The organism is Pantoea sp. Ft-CA_14 (genome assembly GCF_024520875.1).
In the GTDB taxonomy this organism is placed as follows: domain Bacteria; phylum Pseudomonadota; class Gammaproteobacteria; order Enterobacterales; family Enterobacteriaceae; genus Pantoea; species Pantoea agglomerans.
On record NZ_JALNPM010000014.1, the window covers coordinates 122339 to 140509 of the forward strand.

Sequence of the window (18171 nt, forward strand, 5' to 3'; positions counted from 1 at the left end):
TTTTCGGACGAAAGAACCGGACGATAATCAGCCTTTCATCTACACTGTCACACACCGCATCACTCCCGGCGGCCCACGTTTTTCACAGGATAGTTATGTCTTTACCCTTGCCACCCGACGATCACGATGAGCCAATTCGCCAGTCACTTGACGATGCGCACTTTGCGATAGTGGTGCTTGCGGTGACCTCGGTAACGCTTATAATCTTTGTCCTGATGATTACGCTCTGGATGAGCTGACACGCACAGGGATTCAACGGATTGAATAAGGAGAAGGCGATGGACTCCGGAGATGACAAATTAATCGCAATTATCGGTTTGCTGGCGGCCTGCCTAATCGGGGTGACCTTCCTGTTTACCATGGTCTGGCTGACCGACGTACGTCATCCTGCCGATCCCTCTCTCGACGTTCGCTCCTGTTACCCTAAAAAGCCACCTTCTCAGCACGTCTGATTTCGTGTCGCAAACTTAATCTGCTGACTGCGCAATACCAGCGCCAGCGGCTCATGCAGATTACGGTTGCCATTGGGATCGGCTAATCCCAGCAGCGGGCCAGGGGAACGCCGGTCATCGGCCCAGGCCGGATACTCCACTACCGGATAGAGCGAAATCCCCTCCACCGCAATGCCCTGATCCAGCGCCACCGCCACGTTTTCACTGATCTCCTGCAGCCAGGGGGCGCGCGCTTCACCCTCAGCGCCGGTTTCGGCAATCAGCATCGGACGCTGGTAGCGCTGCCAGCACTGCGCCAGCAGGATATGCAGCGGCACACGCTCCGGATCCTCCAGCGACATCGGCTGGTCGGGGAAAAACCAGTGGTTATCGGGATAGTAGTTCAGGCCGAGGATATCCAGGCAATCTTCACTGCCGCCTAGCTCCTTATCGACGCGACCGGCCAGCATGTCCCAGGCTTCGAACTGCGCCTGATGCTGCGCATCGGCATAGGGTTTGCTGTCCGGATTATCGGGATGGTGAGCGATCTGCACCAGCGGGTCAGTCAGCACAAAGCGCGCCTCCGGATAGACCTCGCGAATGGCATGTATCGCCGCCAGCGAGGCGCGAACCAGCTGGCGCTTCAGCTCTTTACCGCGCTGCGCCGCATGAGGATTAAACCAGGCCACATCCGCCCCGGCCCATGACCAGAATGAGATTTGATTAACCGGTGTAAAGAAGGGGCGTTCGATGCCCTGATCGCGCATCAGTTGTGCCATCGCACGGGCGAAACGACTAAAATGGTCAACAAATTCGGCTTTCCAGATATTAAGATGATCGGGATAACCGAAATGAGCCAGCTCCCAGATGATCTCCATCTGCTGACGTCGCGCGGCGTCGACCATCGGCAGAAAGCTCTGCCAGTCATACTGGCCAGGGATCTTTTCGATCAGATGCCAGCGCGCACCGTCGCGGGCGGTGAGCAGATGCTGCTCAGCCAGGGCGGCATAATCTTTTTCCAGCAGCATATCGTGTCCGCTGCTGATCACCATATCCAGCCGTTTCCCGGGTGTACGGCAGGCTGTGGAACAGGGGAAACTGCCCTGGAAAAAGCTGCGAAACAGGCTGGGATGATAGCGCTGGCGGGCATCTGTAAGGGATTGATGAGACATATTCCTCTCCTGCCGGGATAATGCCGGTCACAGATCGTCCGGTTAAGTCTAGACTAAAAAACGCCCGTGACCCCTCACTAACTCAGAACAGAGGAATAGCATCAGAGGTCGGACCGGGGAATAATAAAAATAACTGCATTTTACAGGGAAATGTCATGACCGAAGCGTTTGAGCTCTCCCAGCCATTGGAACGGTCCAGCTGGCTGGAAACACAGCTGGAGCCAGAGTGTCTGCGCCATCCGGGTCTGAGCGGCGTCCATCAGCTGAGCGACGGGCTGGATGCCTTTGCTGCCCGCTATCTGCTGATGCAAAAAGCGGAGCGTTCACTCGATATCCAGTATTACATCTGGCAAAACGATCTCTCTGGCCGGTTGTTGTTCAGCGCCGTGCTGGAAGCTGCCCGACGCGGGGTGAAAGTGCGGCTGCTGCTGGATGACAACAATACGCCGGGCCTGGACGACACGCTGGCCCAGCTTAACCGCCATCCCAATATTGAGGTGCGGCTGTTTAATCCGTTCTCGTTTCGCACCCTGCGCGCGCTGGGTTATCTCACCGACTTTGCCCGTCTGAACCGCCGCATGCACAACAAAAGCTTTACGGTGGATGGCGTCACGACCGTGGTCGGTGGGCGCAATATCGGCGACGAATATTTCGGCACCGGCAATGAACCGCTGTTTGCCGATCTCGACGTCATGGCAATAGGCCCGGTGGTTAAAGAAGTCGCAGAGGATTTTGAGCGCTACTGGCGCAGCAAGCCGGTCTCGCCGCTGCAGCAGGTGCTGGATGAAGAGGAGCCGGAAGAGGACAGTGTGAGTCTGCCAGCAGAGTGGCGTCACAGTGAACCGGTGCAGCGCTATCTTCAGCGGCTGGAAAATTCTTCGCTGCTACAGGAGCTGGAAGAGGGCACGCTGGCTCTGACCTGGGCAAAAGCGCGCCTGCTGAGCGATGATCCGCGTAAAGGGCTGGGCAAAGCGCGTGCCAGAAGCCTGCTGCCGCAGCGAATGCTGGAGGTGATAGGCACGCCGCAAAAGCAGTTCGACATCATCTCGGCCTATTTCGTGCCGACCCGCGCAGGGGTCGCTCAGCTGCTGTCGCTGAAGCGCAAAGGGGTAAAAATTGCCATTCTGACCAATTCGCTGGCGGCTAACGATGTGTCGATTGTCCATGCCGGCTACGCTAAGTGGCGCAAAAAATTGCTGCGTCATGGTATTGCGCTCTATGAGCTGAAACCGCAGGCGGGCGTGCCTGATGCCCCGCACGACCGGGGATTAACCGGTAACTCCGGCTCCAGCCTGCATGCCAAAACCTTCTCAGTGGATCAACAGACGCTGTTTATCGGCTCGTTTAACTTCGATCCCCGTTCAGCGGTGCTGAATACGGAAATGGGACTGGTGATTGAGAGTGCGGCGCTCGCCGGAGAGACGCATCAGCGTTTCAGCCAGTCAATGCGCGATCGGGCATGGACGCTGCGGCTGGATAAGTGGGGCAGGGTAAACTGGCTGGAGTATCCGGGTGAGCCGCAGCAGATTGTGCATAAACACGAGCCAGGCTGCTCCTGGTGGCAGCGCCTGCAGGTACGCCTGGTGTGGCGACTGCCGATTGAGTGGCTGCTGTAAGCTGGACCTTGCCTGGGTACAGGCGCTGGATCAGGAAGCATGCGCCCTCCGTAAAGACGCAAAACCCGCCATCCCTGGCGGGCTCAGCGCGAGCGATTACGCACCTCATCCCTGAGGTGCGCCCGTTGCCGGGCCAACGCGTTGCGTTGTTCAAAAACGCTCCCGGCGTTTTTGTCCCTGGCCCGCTATGCTTTGCTACTGGCGTATGCTCCCATCGCTTTAAACTCTTAAGCTGTCTGTGAGACACATCATTTATAGCCTGACCTCACTTATGGCCCGAGGTCACTGATCGCCTGTCATTGTGCTTGTTTACGCTCAAATTTCCCCGAGAAAAGGAACCGCAGCAGCGGGATGCGCAGGTGAATCTCATACAGCAGAAACGCGATGCCAAACACCATCAGCAGGCCAACGAAGAAGCCCAGCGTGTTATTTTCAATCCGTGGCGTCACGTAAATGCCATACAGCAGCGTCAGCGGATGGTGCACCAGATAGATAAACAGTGACGCATTGACCAGATACATAATGCGCGGCGAATGTGAATTCAGCAGCTTATGACCAAAGCAGAAGCAGACATTCAGCATGCAAATGCCCATCAGCGTCGAGATAATCGCATCCAGCTCATACAACCAGCCCTCACCGCTGCTCAGTCGCTGGTTGGCGCAATAGGCCGCAAACATCAGCAGCGCACCGACCCACATCACCAGATTGAAGCGGACAAACAGCTGCTTCAGCGGGGGATGTTTCCACGCCAGCGCTCCCAGCATAAAGAACGGCAGATAGAAGAGCGTCTGCATCACAATGATGCTAAACAAACCATCCATCAGCCACGCAGGCTGGAAAATAAACACCAGACGCCGGAACACGCACCAGAGTAGCGCCCACGCCAGTACGCCCGCCGTCAGCGATCCCCAGCCAACCCGCGAATAATCAATGGTGCGATGCTGATCGCGCAACCAGCGGAAGGTCACCATCCCCAGCGTGGTCAGCATCACCAGCACCACCAGGAACCACAGGTGTGAAATCAGCTCCCACATCAGGTTATTAAACTTCTGATAGGGCGTGAAACGGGGCCAGTCAGCCAGCTTATCCGTCCACTCTTTCAGCATAAAAAATTGCGGCAGCGTCAGCAGCGGAATGGCGGTCAGCATTGGGATACCTACCCGTTCCAGACGCACCTTCAGGAAGCGACGTGGCTGATAGCGCAGATACAGCATGTAGGAGAAATAGCCCGAAATGACGAAAAACACCTGCATACGAAACGCATGAATAAAATCATTCAGCAGCGTCAGCCATAACGACGCTTCATGACTGTTTACTGCCCATTTCTGCGCAGAGTAGATGAGGGAAACGTGAAACGGCACCCCCAGTAACATCAGATAGGCGCGGATGGAGTCGAGGAAGTATTCACGTTCAGGTTTTACAGTACTCATAAAGTTCCAGTTCGTTAGTACGTTTAACCGGTTTCACCCTGAAACCGGATTATGCTCTGTGAAAATTCTACCTGGGATAAACCAGGTATACTATCAGTGGAATCCGTAGTGTCTAATTGTCCTAAAAGCAGGGTTAAGCCTGACGAAATGCGGGAACAATGTTGCGCATAAGCTGTCGGAAAACCGAATAATCCTTTAAGATAAACGGGTTTGATTTAAGCACACGAAAGGGGGGGATGTGCTGACTAAAGAAAAAAATAAAGCCGGACTGATGAAGGTACGCTGGATTGGTACTGCAGTTCTGCTGGCGTTGTACGCCAATAACAGTTGGGCGTTTAACATCGACGATGTTGCCAAACAAGCCAAAGCGTTGGCAGGGAAAAGCTTCGAAGCGCCTAAAAGCAATTTACCCTCTCAATTTCGTGAAATGAAATTTGCTGATTATCAGCAGATCCAGTTTAACCACGATAAAGCGTATTGGGGCAAACTGCGCACGCCGTTCAAGCTGGAGTTCTATCATCAGGGAATGTATTTCGATACCCCGGTGCAGATCAACGAAGTGACCGCCAGCGCGGTGCGCGAGATTAAATACAACCCCGATTATTTTAATTTCGGTAATGTAAAACATGACGCGGATGCGGTAAAAAACCTCGGTTTTGCCGGTTTCAAAGTGCTTTACCCACTCAACAACAAGGGTAAAAACGATGAGATCGCCAGCTTCCTGGGCGCGAGCTATTTCCGTGTCATCGGTGCCGGCCAGGTTTATGGCCTGTCGGCGCGTGGACTTGCCATCGATACGGCGCTGCCGTCCGGTGAGGAGTTCCCGCGCTTTAAAGAGTTCTGGATTCAGCGTCCTAAACCACAGGACAAACAGCTGGTGATCTACGCGCTGCTCGATTCGCCGCGTGCGGCGGGTGCGTATCGCTTTGTGCTGCATCCGGGTGACGCTTCAACGGTTGATGTGCAGTCAAAAGTTTACCTGCGTGATAACGTCGGCAAACTGGGTGTTGCACCGCTGACCAGTATGTTCCTGTTTGGTCAGAACCAGCCATCGACGGTGAACAACTTCCGTCCGGCACTACACGACTCTGACGGTCTCTCTATCCACAATGGCAACGGGGAGTGGATTTGGCGTCCGCTGAACAACCCGCGTCATCTGGCAGTGAGCACCTTCACCATTGAGAATCCGAAAGGGTTTGGTCTGCTGCAGCGTGGGCGTGACTTTAACAACTATCAGGATCTTGATGACCGCTATGATCTTCGTCCAAGCGGCTGGGTTGAGCCAATAGGCGACTGGGGTAAAGGCCGGGTTGAACTGGTTGAAATCCCGACGGCAGATGAAACCAACGACAACATCGTTGCGTTCTGGACGCCGGAGACGCTGCCAGAGCCTGGCAAAGAGATGAACTTCAAATATCGTCTGCACTTCTCGCGCGACGAAAACCAGCTGCACTCCGATGATACCGCCTGGGTCAAAAATACCCTGCGTTCAGCGGGTGACGTGAAGCAGTCTAATCTGGTGCGTCAGCCGGATGGCACCGTGGCTTTCACCATCGACTTCGTGGGTAAAGACATGAGCAAGATGGCGGAAAACAGTCAGGTGGCACCGCAGGTCAGCGTGGGTAAAAATGCTGATGTGGTTGAGCAGAGCGTACGTTATAACCCGGTCACCAAAGGCTGGCGTCTGGTGTTGCGTCTGCGTGTGAAAGATGCCAAACAGTCCACCGAAATGCGTGCGGCCTTGGTTAGCGGCGACAAGACATTGACGGAAACCTGGAGCTATCAGTTACCTGCCAATGAATAAATCGACTTTTACACCTCAACGTTATGTGGAATCTCTGCCGCTGGATGCGGCAGGGAAGGCCCGCCTGAGCGTCTCATTGCAGAATGCCAGCGAGTTCCACTTCATCCATGATGTGCTGGGCAGGGATGTCGCAGCCAGTGACCGTCCCGACGATGCGCCGTTAAAATCGGTCTCATCGCGGGTTGAAATGGCCTGGCCCGATTCGCTGGCCGAAGGTCAGCAGTTGGGTAAAGATTACCTCGACCGCACCACGCTGAAGGCGATGCCGAAGGTCAAACGCTCACTGATGTTCCCGGAAGCCTGGCGTACCAACCCGGTCGCCCGTGCCTGGGACTCACTGCGTGGACACAAATCGGTGCCGCGTTATAGCAATGCCGAAGAGCGGCGTGCCGAGGAGAAGTGGCGTCATGTCGGTTCAATTCGCCGCTACATTCTGCTGATCCTGACCATTTTCCAGACCGTGGTCGCCACCTGGTACATGAAGAGTATTCTGCCGTATCAGGGCTGGACGCTTCTGGATCCGATGGAGATGATCAATCAGAACTGGCAGCAGTCAGTGATGCAGATCCTGCCTTATTTGTTGCAGACCGGCATCCTGTTCCTGTTCGCCATACTTTTCTGCTGGGTCTCTGCCGGTTTCTGGACGGCGTTGATGGGCTTCCTGCAGCTGCTGATTGGACGTGATAAATACAGTATCTCTTACTCAACGGTCGGAGATGAACCGCTTAACCCGGAACATCGTACCGCGCTGATTATGCCGATCTGTAATGAAGACGTTGAGCGTGTTTACGCCGGTCTGCGTGCGACCTGGGAGTCAGTGGTTCGTACCGGTAACGCTGAACACTTCGACGTCTACATCCTCAGCGATAGTTACGATGCGGATATCGCGATTGCCGAACAGAAAGCCTGGATGGAACTGGTGCGGGATGTTGGCGGGGCAGGCAAGATTTTCTATCGCCGTCGTCGTCGTCGCGTGAAGCGTAAAAGCGGAAACATCGATGACTTCTGCCGTCGCTGGGGCAGCAACTACAGCTACATGGTGGTGCTGGATGCCGATAGCGTCATGAGCGGAGAGTGTCTCACCGGTCTGGTACGCATGATGGATGCCAACCCGAATGCCGGGATCATCCAGTCGTCGCCGAAAGCATCGGGTATGGATACGCTTTATGCGCGCTGTCAGCAGTTTGCGACCCGCGTCTACGGTCCGTTGTTCACCGCCGGTCTGCACTTCTGGCAGCTGGGTGAGTCTCACTACTGGGGTCACAACGCCATTATCCGCGTGAAACCCTTTATTGAGCACTGTGCCCTGGCACCGTTACCGGGAGAGGGCTCCTTTGCGGGTTCAATCATGTCGCATGACTTCGTAGAAGCTGCGCTGATGCGTCGTGCCGGTTGGGGCGTCTGGATTGCCTATGACCTGCCGGGATCCTATGAAGAACTGCCACCGAACCTGCTGGATGAGCTGAAACGTGACCGCCGCTGGTGTCACGGCAACCTGATGAACTTCCGCCTGTTCCTGGTGAAAGGGATGCACCCGGTACACCGTGCGGTGTTCCTGACGGGTGTGATGTCCTACCTCTCGGCTCCGCTATGGTTTATGTTCCTGGCGCTCTCCACTGCCCTGCAGGTAGTGCATACGCTGATGGAACCGACCTACTTCCTGCAACCGCGGCAGCTCTTCCCGGTCTGGCCGCAGTGGCGTCCGGAACTGGCAATAGCGCTGTTCTCAACCACCATGGTGCTGCTGTTCCTGCCGAAAATGCTGAGTGTCGTGTTGATCTGGTTTAAAGGATCGAAGGCCTACGGCGGACCTCTGCGGCTGCTGGCTTCACTGGTGCTGGAAACGCTGTTCTCGGTGCTGCTGGCACCAGTGCGTATGCTGTTCCATACGGTGTTTGTGGTCAGCGCCTTCCTCGGCTGGGAAGTGGTGTGGAACTCACCGCAGCGTGATGACGATGCGACACCGTGGAGCGAGGCGTTTAAACGTCACGGTTCGCAGATGGCATTGGGTCTGGTGTGGGCGATTGGTATGGGACTGCTGGATCTTAACTTCCTGTGGTGGCTGGCACCGATCGTCTTCTCACTGATTCTGTCGCCGTTTGTCTCGGTCATGTCGAGCCGCGCAACGCTGGGCATTAAGAGCAAGAAAGCGAAGCTGTTCCTGATCCCGGAAGAGTACTCACCGCCGCAGGAGCTGGTGGATACCGATCGCTATGTGGTACTGAACCGTGAGCGCGCGCTGGAAAATGGCTTTATGCATGCCTTATTCCATCCTGCCTTCAACGCGCTGGCAACGGCACTGGCCACATCGCGCCACAAGCAGAGTCAGTTACTGGACTATGCGCGTGACCGTCGGGTTGATCAGGCGCTGAGCGATGCGCCGGATAAACTGGGCCGCGAACAGCGTCTGCAGTTGATCAGCGATCCGGTGGTGCTGGCCCGTGTTCATACCCGACTGTGGGAAGATGCGGACAAGTATCATCAGTGGGTTGAGAGTTATCAAAAACTCACGCTCAACCCCAACGCGCTGGCAAACAACGCGTAATCTGAAAAAGCGGCAGCGATGCCGCTTTTTTTATCGGATTAAAACAGCGATTTGCTGATAAATTTATTGCTGGCAGTCACCGCGAGCAGCGCGTGACGATCTCAATGGCTGTTTCTTCATGGCGGATATGTGTGGTGAAAGGGTGCTTAAAGGCGGGTGTTATCGTCGCGGCTGTGCTCTGCTTAAGCGGATGCGGCAGTATTATCAGCCGTACCATTCCCGGGCAGGGGCACGGTAATCAGTACTATCCCGGCGTACAGTGGGATGTTCGCGACAGCGGATGGCGGGTCCTGACGATCCTCGACCTGCCGCTGTCGCTGGTGGTTGATACCCTGTTGCTACCGGTGGATGCCAGCCACGGTCCTTACGAGTAACTGCGATCGGAATCGCTGTTATCATCTTCCCACTCTTGCGCGGCGGCTTCACCCTCTTCGGTGTCCAGCGGCGGCTCCAGCTGGAACTCGCCGTCATCCCACTCGTGCAGGGTATTTTCTGCTAACCACTCCTGACGTAGTTCAACTTCGTCAAAATCTGCATCAAAAATGGCCTGTGCCGCTTCACCGCTACGGTAAGGCAGACATTCGCCTGCTTCACCTTCTTCCGCCATGAACTCAGCCTGCCACATGATATCGCCATCCTGCATCACATACTTTTGCAGACCAAACTGACTGATCGATGCATCCCCTTCCTCGAGCTCCGGGTGGTTAGCGAGGAACTCTTCACGTGCAGCATCGATGGCTTCCTCTAAGGTACTGTACATGCTCATCGCTCTTCTCCTTCACGGGTCTTTGACTATGGATTTATTTGATTTCAGTGAAGGATAGACGAAATCTGAAGGAGGGAAAGGTCAGGCCGGTGCAACTGGCGGGAAATAAGCCATTTCCCGCCAGTCAGGGTCAGATCATCTTTTGCGGGAAATGCAAAACAGGTTGAACGGACTCATGAATCACGGGGGCTGAGTAGCGGATACAACATTTTATACATGGCTTAACTTTCTTAAAATTAATTCTGGCGATGGAGAGGGCCTGACTCAAATTATATAACGTGCCGATAAATATGACCTCTTCTTTATCAGGCATACGCTTGCACCCTTTACGATGAAGAAAGTGATAATTTTCCTGATCGGTACCGATTGTAACGTAATAGTAGAGACCTTTGTTCATATTAACTGTCCCATTAGAGGTTTGCTGTGTTGTCTTTTTTATAATTCTGGCCAGAGCCCTTAAAGGCCTGACTGTTACAAACGAAACTACCGATAAGCATTAATGAGTTCAAATTCCATAATGGTCTATCGGGGTGTTAAAAAAATGTAAAATGGAATATAAGCTAAATCAGCAAGGCAATCGCTTGTAAAATAAGTTAATTTTTATCGATTCATAAGCGGTGAGACACCGTTAAGACCAGCTAAATAGGATTAGGCCTGGCGTGCAGAATAATCAGCGCCATCACGCATTTAATAGCACTCGCTGCAATATTAATTAATAAAAAGCGAAACAGGCTGAATGCCGCCTGCCGTCCTGTTAATTGATAAGCAGTTTTAACTTTAAACAGAGAGAAATTATATTATCAATATAGGTGTTTATTAATTACTGGACCTGCGGTTTCGCTTACAGGCTGAGTCAGCCATGAGTGATTTATTTAGCAGGGGAGTAAAACGCGCTAAATGCCTGACAGACATTTAGCGCGAACAGATTAATAACGGGAGGGTTCGCCCTCGGGGCGCGTTTTAAAGCGGCGGTGGAGCCACATATACTGTTCAGGTGCCAGCAGCACACCCTCTTCAACAACCTGATTCATTCTGGTTGCGGTTGCGACATCACTTTCCAGCGTAAATTCGCCGCTGATGTCAGGCAGTATCATCAGTTCATAGCCGCGACCTCCAGGCAGACGACGCGGTACGAAAGGGATGACAGCCGGTTTACCGGTGCGGATCAGCAGATGAGTGCCCACCGTTGTGGCTGCTTTTTCCACGCCAAAGAAGGGGACAAAGACGCTGCTGCGCGGGCCATAATCGTGGTCGGGCGCATACCAGATAATGTCACCCTGTTTCAGTGCGCGGATCATTCCTTTGAGATCTTTACGATCGAGCATGCTTTTATTCGACCGCATCCGACCTTTGACCTGAAGCCAGTCGATCAGTTTGTTGTCATTCGGGCGATAGACGCCAATGCCAGGGTTATGGATACCAAACATGCGTGCACCAATCTCCAGCGTCAGAAAGTGCATGCCGATAAGCAGCACGCCGCGCTGGCTATCGCGCGCCTGCTGAATATGCTCCAGCCCCGAAGGCGTATGCCATTTATTGATGCGCCAGTCAGGCCAGAACCACGCCATACCGGTCTCAATTAATCCCATGCCGACCGATTCGAAATTGTGTTTAACCATCGCTTCGCGTTCATTTACCGGCATATCCGGAAAACTTAATTCCAGATTACGCCGGGAAATACTGACGCGGTGTTTCATAAAACGCATCCCAATGCGGCCAATATTACAGCCGAGAACATAAAGCAGGGGATAAGGAAGTAGCACCAAAAGATAAAGAGAAGCGACACCCAGCCAGGTCAGCCAATAGCGCGGGTGAAGCAGTTCTCGTGAAAACTGAGGCAACTGAGTCATGTGAAGGTTAATTTTCCTGCGTCGCGCACCGTGCGGTGCTGATATCTCGTTGATTTACGCCATTGTGCCAGTTTTTGACGTGCGCTTAAATATCACTATCGGAACGTGCCATCAATGAACAAAGGTTAATAGTCCAATGTTGCTGCAAAAAACGGCAACAGGCGATCAATCTGGTCACTGGCCTTTGCATCCCGGTGAAATCAGGTATCATGTGCGCGCTAAATTTCTTCTATTGATAACAGGACGAACACCATGCCAGTGTTACATAACCTCGTTTCCAATAAAGAGCTGAAGGCGCGCATGCTGGCTGAAACCGAGCCGCGCACCACTGTCTCTTTTTATAAATATTTCCAGATTGCCGATCCCAAAGCATTCCGTGACGCGCTCTATCTTGGCCTGACAGCTCTTAAGGTCTTTGGTCGCGTCTACGTGGCCCACGAAGGCATCAATGCGCAGATCAGCGTGCCAGCCAGCCAGTATGAAAAGATGAAAGAATGGCTGTATGGCTTTGATCCGGCGCTGAACAACCTGCGGATGAATATTGCGCTGGATGATGATGGTAAATCGTTCTGGGTGCTGCGTCTGAAAGTGCGCGACCGCATTGTCGCGGACGGTATTGAAGACGACAGTTTTGATGCCAGCGATGTGGGTCAGTATCTTAAAGCGGCGGACGTAAACGCCATGCTGGACGATCCTGACGCCCTGTTCGTGGATATGCGTAACCACTACGAATATGAGGTGGGCCGCTTCGACAACGCGCTGGAAGTGCCGGCTGATACTTTCCGCGATCAGCTGCCGATGGCGGTTGAGATGCTGCAGGATCAGAAAGACAAAAAGATCGTGATGTACTGCACCGGCGGGATCCGCTGTGAAAAGGCCAGTGCCTGGATGCGGCACAACGGCTTTGAAGATGTCTATCACATTGAGGGCGGTATCATCGAGTATGCCCGACGCGCCCGTGAGCAGGGATTACCGGTACGCTTCAAAGGCAAAAACTTTGTTTTTGATGAGCGGATGGGTGAGCGGATCTCTGACGATGTGTTGTCGAACTGTCATCAGTGCGGCGAACCCTGTGATACTCACGTTAATTGCGTCAATGACGGTTGTCATCTGCTGTTTATTCAGTGCAAAAACTGCGCGGAGAAGTTTGAGAACTGCTGTAGCCCGATCTGCCAGGAAGAGGCGAAGCTCTCACCGGAAGAGCAGCGCGCGCGTCGGGCAGGACGTGAAAATGGCAACAAGATCTTTAACAAGTCGCGTGGCCTGTTAAACATGACCATTCCCTCGCCGCTGAAGAAATAAGCGTGGCCGCCTGAAGTCAGCTTCAGGCGGCTTGCTGTTTTACTGGCGTACACCCTCAACCGAGATCATCAGCTGAACCTTCTGCGAAGCTGGCCCCAGATCTTTGGTGATGTTGAAATCTTTCAGTGCAATTTCCCCTTCAGCCTCAAAGCCAGCGCGGTAGCCGCCCCACGGATCTTTACCTTCACCCAGCATTTTCGCCTCGAGCGTTACCGGTTTGGTCACGCCATTCAGCGTAAGATCGCCAGTAATCTTCAGCTCATCACCCTCTTTTTCCACCGCTGTGGATTTGAACGTGGCCTGCGGGTTTTTGCTGGTGTTCAGGAAGTCGGCACTGCGCAGGTGCTTGTCACGTTCAGCATGGTTAGTATCGATGCTGCTGGTGTTAATGGTGACGTCGACTTTATCTGCGGCAGGATTCTTCTCATCAAAGGTAAAGCGGCCATCAAAATCCTTAAAGGTGCCGTAGAGCCAGCTGTAACCCAGATGCTGGATACGGAACTGAATAAAGGCGTGCTGGCCCTCTTTATCGATTTTGTAGTCAGCGGCAGAGGCGGTGAGTGAGCCGAGCAGCAGACTGGCACCGGTCATCGCCAGCAGGGTCTTTTTAAACATATTATTTATCCTTTTCAGAGGGAGAGGTGAAACGCAAACCCGACATCCGTTTTAAAGTGATATCGCGATCGATAAAGTGATGTTTTACCGCAGCCAGCCCATGCAGCAGTGACAGGACCACAACCGTCCAGGCCAGCCAGAGGTGAATGTCGCCCGCAAGATCAGCCTGTTCGCCAGCACCGCTGAACAGCGCGGGCAGGGTGAACCAGCTGAATACTGAGATGGGTTTGCCATCGGCGGTGGAGATCAGATAGCCGCTGATCAGAATCGCCAGCAGCAGGGTATACAGTAACAGGTGGGCCACCACCGAACTGATGCGTACCAGCGGGGAATAACTGCTAAGCGGTTTTGGCGGCGGCGAAATAACGCGCCACAGCAGGCGAACGATCAGCGTCAGCAACAGGATCACGCCGATGCTTTTATGGATCTCAGGCGCGTCGTGATACCAGCTGTCGTAATAGCCGAGGCCGACCATCCATAATCCCAGCGCAAACATGGCGTAAATTGCCAGCGCCATCGACCAGTGCAGCAGCACGGCAACCAGGCCAAACTGATGAGATGAATTACGTAATAACATAATGAGGTTTTCATGAAGTAATAATCTGAAATAAGCATCCACATTATGAAATATAAAAGCAATCATCCTTACGCTTCTATAACTTTAATTTTATATTGTGAAAAGGTTGAATAAATCAGGTGTGAAATGCGCAATATTACTGAATGAGTTATTTGTGAGGCGCTGGTCGTTAACTAAAAAGAGCTGGGATTAACCAAAAGGGCGAAATATATTCTGACTTTATGTCAGTAATAGTCAATTTTCGTCAAAGTCTGTCAGTCGGGCGGCATCAGGCTGATACCACCCTTTATCGAGTCAGAAACGTGAGAGGCGGAAGGGTGTCAGATCAAAAGAGAACGGTTTTTGCTGGGCAAATTCTGCAGCCAGTTCGCCCAATACGCTGGCGAATTTAAACCCGTGTCCACTGAGCCCGGTGATTAACAAGCGGTCTGGTTCACCCGGCAGGGTATCAATTATAAAGTCTTCATCCGGGCTAAAATCGTAGCTGCAGGCTTCGCCATGCAGACAGACACCGACGCCAGGTAAAAACTGACGGAGGAATCCAAAAGCTTCGCTGCCATCGGCCGCCACCGCGCCAAAAGGTTTACGATCCTCAGGCTGCTGCATCAGCTGACCGCCATCATGACGACCCACTTTCAGGGCGTTGTTATCCGCCGGGAAGCCATAAAACTGGCTGCCATCGCCCATTTCCACCGTAAAACCGGGAAATTTATTATTCTCACTGTAGCGGCCATCTGCCTGATACCAGGCGAACACCTTGCGGGTGGGCGCAACCGGCAGGTCAGGCACTAATTTGCCAACCCATGTGCCCGCACTGATCAACATTTTGCGGCCCCGGTAGACGCCATCCAGGGTAGTGACCTGCTGCAGATCGCCATCGCGACCCAGCTCTGAAACCGGGCAGTTAAACAGCTGCGCGCAGCCCGCCTGCTCCGCCAGCTGGATCCAGCTGCGTACCGCCTGTTCACATTTCAGATAGCCGGACTGCGGCTCAAATACGCCCAGATAGCCCTCAGGCACATTGATTTGTGGCCAGCGCTTGCGCACGTCATCTGGCTGCATCACCTCAATATTGAGCTGCCAGCGGGTCGCGCTGTCGATGACGTTCTGAATAAACGGCGACTGATTCGGGGCGAGGTTAAGTACGCCACTGCGATGCATGATGCGCTCACCGGCACGCTGTTCCAGCTCATCCCATAGCGTTTGCGCCCGCAGGACCAGGGGAACATAGCGTTCACCTTCACCATAGGCGTGACGAATCAGCCGGCTCTCGCCATGATGTGTGCCCTGATTATGGGGAGGATGGGCGCTGTCGATCATTAACACTGATAAACCCGCCTGGGTGGCATAGTAGCCTGCCGCCGCGCCCACGGAACCGCTGCCAACGATGATAAGATCATAAATCATGGTAACTACGCTCTAAGAGACAGATAATCAAAAGCATACCAGAAACAGAAACGAAAAAGGCACCCCTGAGGGCGCCTCTTTGATGCGGCAGAAATTAATGCTTTTTGAGGAGTCTTTCTATCTGCTCGGCTGATTCTATCTTGGCGATGCCTGCTTCGAGGATCGAGATAAATTGCCTTGCCACATCCGTTGTCAGCCAGTATGTCGGGCCAACATCCGCTTCTTCTTCTTTTTGATCCTGCGACGACAACGAGTGCAGGCGGATCATCATGGCGTCATAGCTGTCAACGGTACTGATATCCCAGCCCACCAGTGGGTGAGTCTGTATAACATCTTTTCTTCTGTCCATTATAACCTCCTTATTACTCGTTAAACGAAGTGCATGATGAGGTTCAATGCGGCTTTTTTATTCCAATAGCGAAACAATTATAACAGTAAACGAGGGTATCACTGTTTAAAAAATGCCGTGAGTCAGCTTCTCACAGAATATTTGCGTTTGAAAGGCGGGCGTAAAAAAATAAAATGCCTGACGGGCAGGCATTTTTATCAGCAGTCAAAAGACAGGCAAAAAGCGGGCTTAGCCGCGTGAGCGGACTCAGAGAGCCGGCGTTTCTGGCACTACGCCGCCGCCACGTTTTTGCAGTGTTTCTGCCAGACGGGCAAAGTGCTGCTGAAGCTGCTCATCATGGTTTTGATTTTGGGCTTCCAGCGACAGATTGTGTACCAGTAGCTGACTGGCACGATCGTCAAGACAGAAAATCAGACTGGAAAAGGCATTTTCCAGCACCGTTAAACGACGCTTCTGATCACCAATCAGTGCTAACAACTCACCAAAGGTCATCGCCTCTTCCGGTTTATCAGTAGTCATGGTGTCGCACCTCCTGTTATGCGTGACGAGCGCAAGGATAGGGCATTGATCATTAAGAGTCTAGATGCAGGACGGGGTAAGTGCGAGAGGGGAGAAAAGATAAAAAAACCGGGTGGCGACACCCGGAAAAAAAGCACAGTGGCGGTTAATCAGTATTGAACCAGTCGTCAGCGCTTTCCCACGTCTGCTGCAGGATCTCGCTGATCTGGTCGCGCGTCTCTTTTCCACCGCCCAGCACGCTGAGATTATTGGCACTGGCATAACGTACCTTGACGTGATTGGTCGAGTCAGGGAACTGTTCATCAATGCGGCGCGATAATTCATCGCTCAACGCTTCTATCGCACCAGCAGGAAGAGGTCGGGTATTTGATACGGTAATTTCAACGCGCATAACAGCCTCCGTTTAAGATACTGTATATATTTACAGTATCAGCAGGCCGGAGGCAAGTAAAATTATGCGATGCGCCAGTTCAGCGTTTCACCCGCCAGGAACGGCACCAGTGAATGGCTGCCGAGCGCGATGGACTCTGGCACCTGCCAGGACTCACGCACCAGGGTAATCGTCCCTTCATTCAGCGGCAGGCCGTAAAAACGCGGGCCATTCTCCGAACAGAACGCTTCAAAATGTTCCAGCGCGTTCAGCTCTTCAAAAACGGTGGCGTAAGCGGGTAACGACGCTGGCGCATTAAATACCCCCGCGCAGCCGCAACTGGCCTCTTTGAGATGACGCAGATGCGGTGCTGTGTCGGTGCCGAGGAAGACGCGCGGATGACCACTCGCTACTAATTTGCGCAATGCTTCCTGATGCACGTTGCGTTTAAGAATCGGCAGGCAATAGAGGTGCGGACGAATACCGCCCACCAGCATGTGATTGCGGTTAAACATCAAATGCTGCGGGGTAATGGTCGCGCCCAGCGTCTCATCGGCGGCGGCAACATATTCTGCGGCGTCCTGAGTGGTAATGTGCTCCATCACCACTTTCAGTGCCGGAAACTGGCTGCGCAGCGGCACCATAACCGTTTCGATAAACCGGGCTTCGCGGTCAAAAATGTCGACATGCGCATCGGTGACTTCGCCGTGGATCAGCAGTGGCATACCGAGCTTCTGCATCCGCTCCAGCACGCGGGCAATGGAGGCGATATCGGTAACGCCATGGCTGGAGTTCGTCGTAGCGTGCGCCGGATAGAGCTTAGCCGCGGTAAACAGACCGGAGGTGAAACCGCGCTCAAGCTCATCAGGATCAAGCGAGTCGGTCAGATAGCAGGTCATCAGCGGCGTAAAGGCGTGATCGGCGGGCAGCGCCGCCAGGATGCGATCGCGGTACGCTTCACCTGCTGCCACGCTGGTCACCGGTGGCACCAGGTTAGGCATCACAATGGCACGACCATTCACCGCGCTGGTATAGGGCAGGACCGTGTTGAGCATCTCATCGTCGCGCAGATGAATATGCCAGTCGTCAGGGCGACGCAGGGTAAGTTGCTGAGGTTGTGCTGTCATCAGTGAAGCTCCGGCAGAAGGGAAACAAAAGGCGTGTTTTGGCCGGGGTCTAAGCATAAGGATTCAGGCAACCGTTTGCACCTGCTTTTTATGCTGTCAAAGAAAATCCGCTGCCCAACAGGGTAATGCTGGTCAGTTAAGATTAGATTTGTAAAGGCTGTCACGGTCAAACGTGGCAGCTTTTTTCCGGGCGAGCGAGCCGCAGTGCGGGCCAGAGCACCTCTGCTGCTGCCGGGCCGTCCTCGCGCCGCTCACGCGGTACCTTCGGCTTTGACGTCGTGCCGACGAACC

19 protein-coding genes are annotated in these 18171 nt (G+C 53.6%); 7 read left to right on the forward strand and 12 right to left on the reverse strand.

What is annotated here, in order from left to right:
- Positions 1-95: 95 nt before the first annotated feature.
- Positions 96-239 carry a hypothetical protein gene (locus NR195_RS18955; RefSeq protein WP_010246429.1) on the forward strand — a complete coding sequence of 48 codons (144 nt, stop codon included), beginning with the start codon at positions 96-98 and terminating at the stop codon, positions 237-239.
- Positions 240-278: 39 nt separating this feature from the next.
- Entirely contained in the window at positions 279-452 is a 174-nt protein-coding gene (locus tag NR195_RS18960; protein WP_010246427.1) for a hypothetical protein, read from the forward strand.
- On the opposite strand, the gene NR195_RS18965 is transcribed toward NR195_RS18960, so the two are convergent.
- Complete coding sequence (locus tag NR195_RS18965) at positions 440-1603, reverse strand: beta-glucosidase (protein ID WP_010669826.1); 1164 nt, start codon at positions 1601-1603, stop codon at positions 440-442. The two genes, NR195_RS18960 and NR195_RS18965, sit on opposite strands and share 13 nt — an antisense overlap.
- Positions 1604-1758: 155 nt before the next feature.
- On the opposite strand from NR195_RS18965, the gene NR195_RS18970 reads away from it, so the two are divergent.
- Positions 1759-3219, forward strand: coding sequence for a phospholipase D family protein (locus NR195_RS18970; RefSeq protein ID WP_010669827.1), 1461 nt, complete (start codon positions 1759-1761; stop codon positions 3217-3219).
- Positions 3220-3515: 296 nt separating this feature from the next.
- Here the strand turns inward: NR195_RS18970 and mdoC are convergent, their stop codons facing one another.
- Positions 3516-4649, reverse strand: a complete 1134-nt coding sequence (gene mdoC, locus NR195_RS18975; protein WP_010246421.1) for a glucans biosynthesis protein MdoC — start codon at positions 4647-4649, stop codon at positions 3516-3518.
- A 268-nt stretch (positions 4650-4917) separates the two neighbouring features.
- On the opposite strand from mdoC, the gene NR195_RS18980 reads away from it, so the two are divergent.
- The 3 genes from NR195_RS18980 (at position 4918) to NR195_RS18990 (ending at position 9372) form a co-directional block, all read left to right on the forward strand.
- Positions 4918-6453 (forward strand): glucan biosynthesis protein G, encoded by a 1536-nt coding sequence (locus NR195_RS18980; RefSeq protein WP_170933489.1) that lies wholly within the window; start codon positions 4918-4920, stop codon positions 6451-6453.
- Complete coding sequence (mdoH, locus tag NR195_RS18985) at positions 6446-8998, forward strand: glucans biosynthesis glucosyltransferase MdoH (RefSeq protein ID WP_010669828.1); 2553 nt, start codon at positions 6446-6448, stop codon at positions 8996-8998. Before NR195_RS18980 ends, mdoH begins: the two co-directional genes overlap by 8 nt.
- A 134-nt stretch (positions 8999-9132) precedes the next feature.
- Positions 9133-9372, forward strand: a complete 240-nt coding sequence (locus NR195_RS18990) for a YceK/YidQ family lipoprotein (protein ID WP_010669829.1) — start codon at positions 9133-9135, stop codon at positions 9370-9372.
- Here NR195_RS18990 and NR195_RS18995 read toward each other — a convergent pair.
- The 3 genes from NR195_RS18995 to NR195_RS19005 all read right to left on the reverse strand — a co-directional run bounded on the left by NR195_RS18995 (position 9363) and on the right by NR195_RS19005 (position 11614).
- Positions 9363-9764, reverse strand: a complete 402-nt coding sequence (locus tag NR195_RS18995) for a MysB family protein (protein ID WP_010246413.1) — start codon at positions 9762-9764, stop codon at positions 9363-9365. The genes NR195_RS18990 and NR195_RS18995 overlap by 10 nt on opposite strands.
- A gap of 130 nt (positions 9765-9894) precedes the next feature.
- On the reverse strand, positions 9895-10161 hold the full coding sequence (locus NR195_RS19000; RefSeq protein WP_010669830.1) for a hypothetical protein: 267 nt from the start codon (positions 10159-10161) through the stop codon (positions 9895-9897).
- 529 nt (positions 10162-10690) lie between these two features.
- Positions 10691-11614 carry a Kdo(2)-lipid IV(A) acyltransferase gene (locus NR195_RS19005; RefSeq protein ID WP_010246409.1) on the reverse strand — a complete coding sequence of 308 codons (924 nt, stop codon included), beginning with the start codon at positions 11612-11614 and terminating at the stop codon, positions 10691-10693.
- A 252-nt stretch (positions 11615-11866) separates the two neighbouring features.
- Between NR195_RS19005 and NR195_RS19010 the strand changes: the two genes are divergently transcribed.
- Entirely contained in the window at positions 11867-12916 is a 1050-nt protein-coding gene (locus tag NR195_RS19010; RefSeq protein WP_256844817.1) for a rhodanese-related sulfurtransferase, read from the forward strand.
- A gap of 39 nt (positions 12917-12955) precedes the next feature.
- Here NR195_RS19010 and NR195_RS19015 read toward each other — a convergent pair whose 3' ends face one another.
- The 7 genes from NR195_RS19015 to pyrC all read right to left on the reverse strand — a co-directional run bounded on the left by NR195_RS19015 (position 12956) and on the right by pyrC (position 17880).
- On the reverse strand, positions 12956-13531 hold the full coding sequence (locus NR195_RS19015) for a YceI family protein (protein WP_022625884.1): 576 nt from the start codon (positions 13529-13531) through the stop codon (positions 12956-12958).
- A gap of 1 nt (position 13532) precedes the next feature.
- Positions 13533-14108 (reverse strand): cytochrome b, encoded by a 576-nt coding sequence (locus tag NR195_RS19020; protein ID WP_029519566.1) that lies wholly within the window; start codon positions 14106-14108, stop codon positions 13533-13535.
- 294 nt (positions 14109-14402) lie between these two features.
- Positions 14403-15515 (reverse strand): N-methyl-L-tryptophan oxidase, encoded by a 1113-nt coding sequence (gene solA, locus NR195_RS19025; RefSeq protein WP_154209763.1) that lies wholly within the window; start codon positions 15513-15515, stop codon positions 14403-14405.
- Positions 15516-15609: 94 nt separating this feature from the next.
- Positions 15610-15864, reverse strand: a complete 255-nt coding sequence (gene bssS / locus NR195_RS19030) for a biofilm formation regulator BssS (RefSeq protein WP_010246399.1) — start codon at positions 15862-15864, stop codon at positions 15610-15612.
- 246 nt (positions 15865-16110) lie between these two features.
- Positions 16111-16383: a hypothetical protein gene (locus NR195_RS19035; RefSeq protein WP_010246397.1), complete on the reverse strand. Its 273-nt coding sequence runs from the start codon at positions 16381-16383 to the stop codon at positions 16111-16113.
- Positions 16384-16528: 145 nt separating this feature from the next.
- Positions 16529-16774: a DNA damage-inducible protein I gene (dinI, locus tag NR195_RS19040; protein ID WP_010246395.1), complete on the reverse strand. Its 246-nt coding sequence runs from the start codon at positions 16772-16774 to the stop codon at positions 16529-16531.
- Between the two features lie 62 nt (positions 16775-16836).
- On the reverse strand, positions 16837-17880 hold the full coding sequence (gene pyrC / locus NR195_RS19045) for a dihydroorotase (RefSeq protein WP_089414335.1): 1044 nt from the start codon (positions 17878-17880) through the stop codon (positions 16837-16839).
- Positions 17881-18171: the final 291 nt, after the last annotated feature.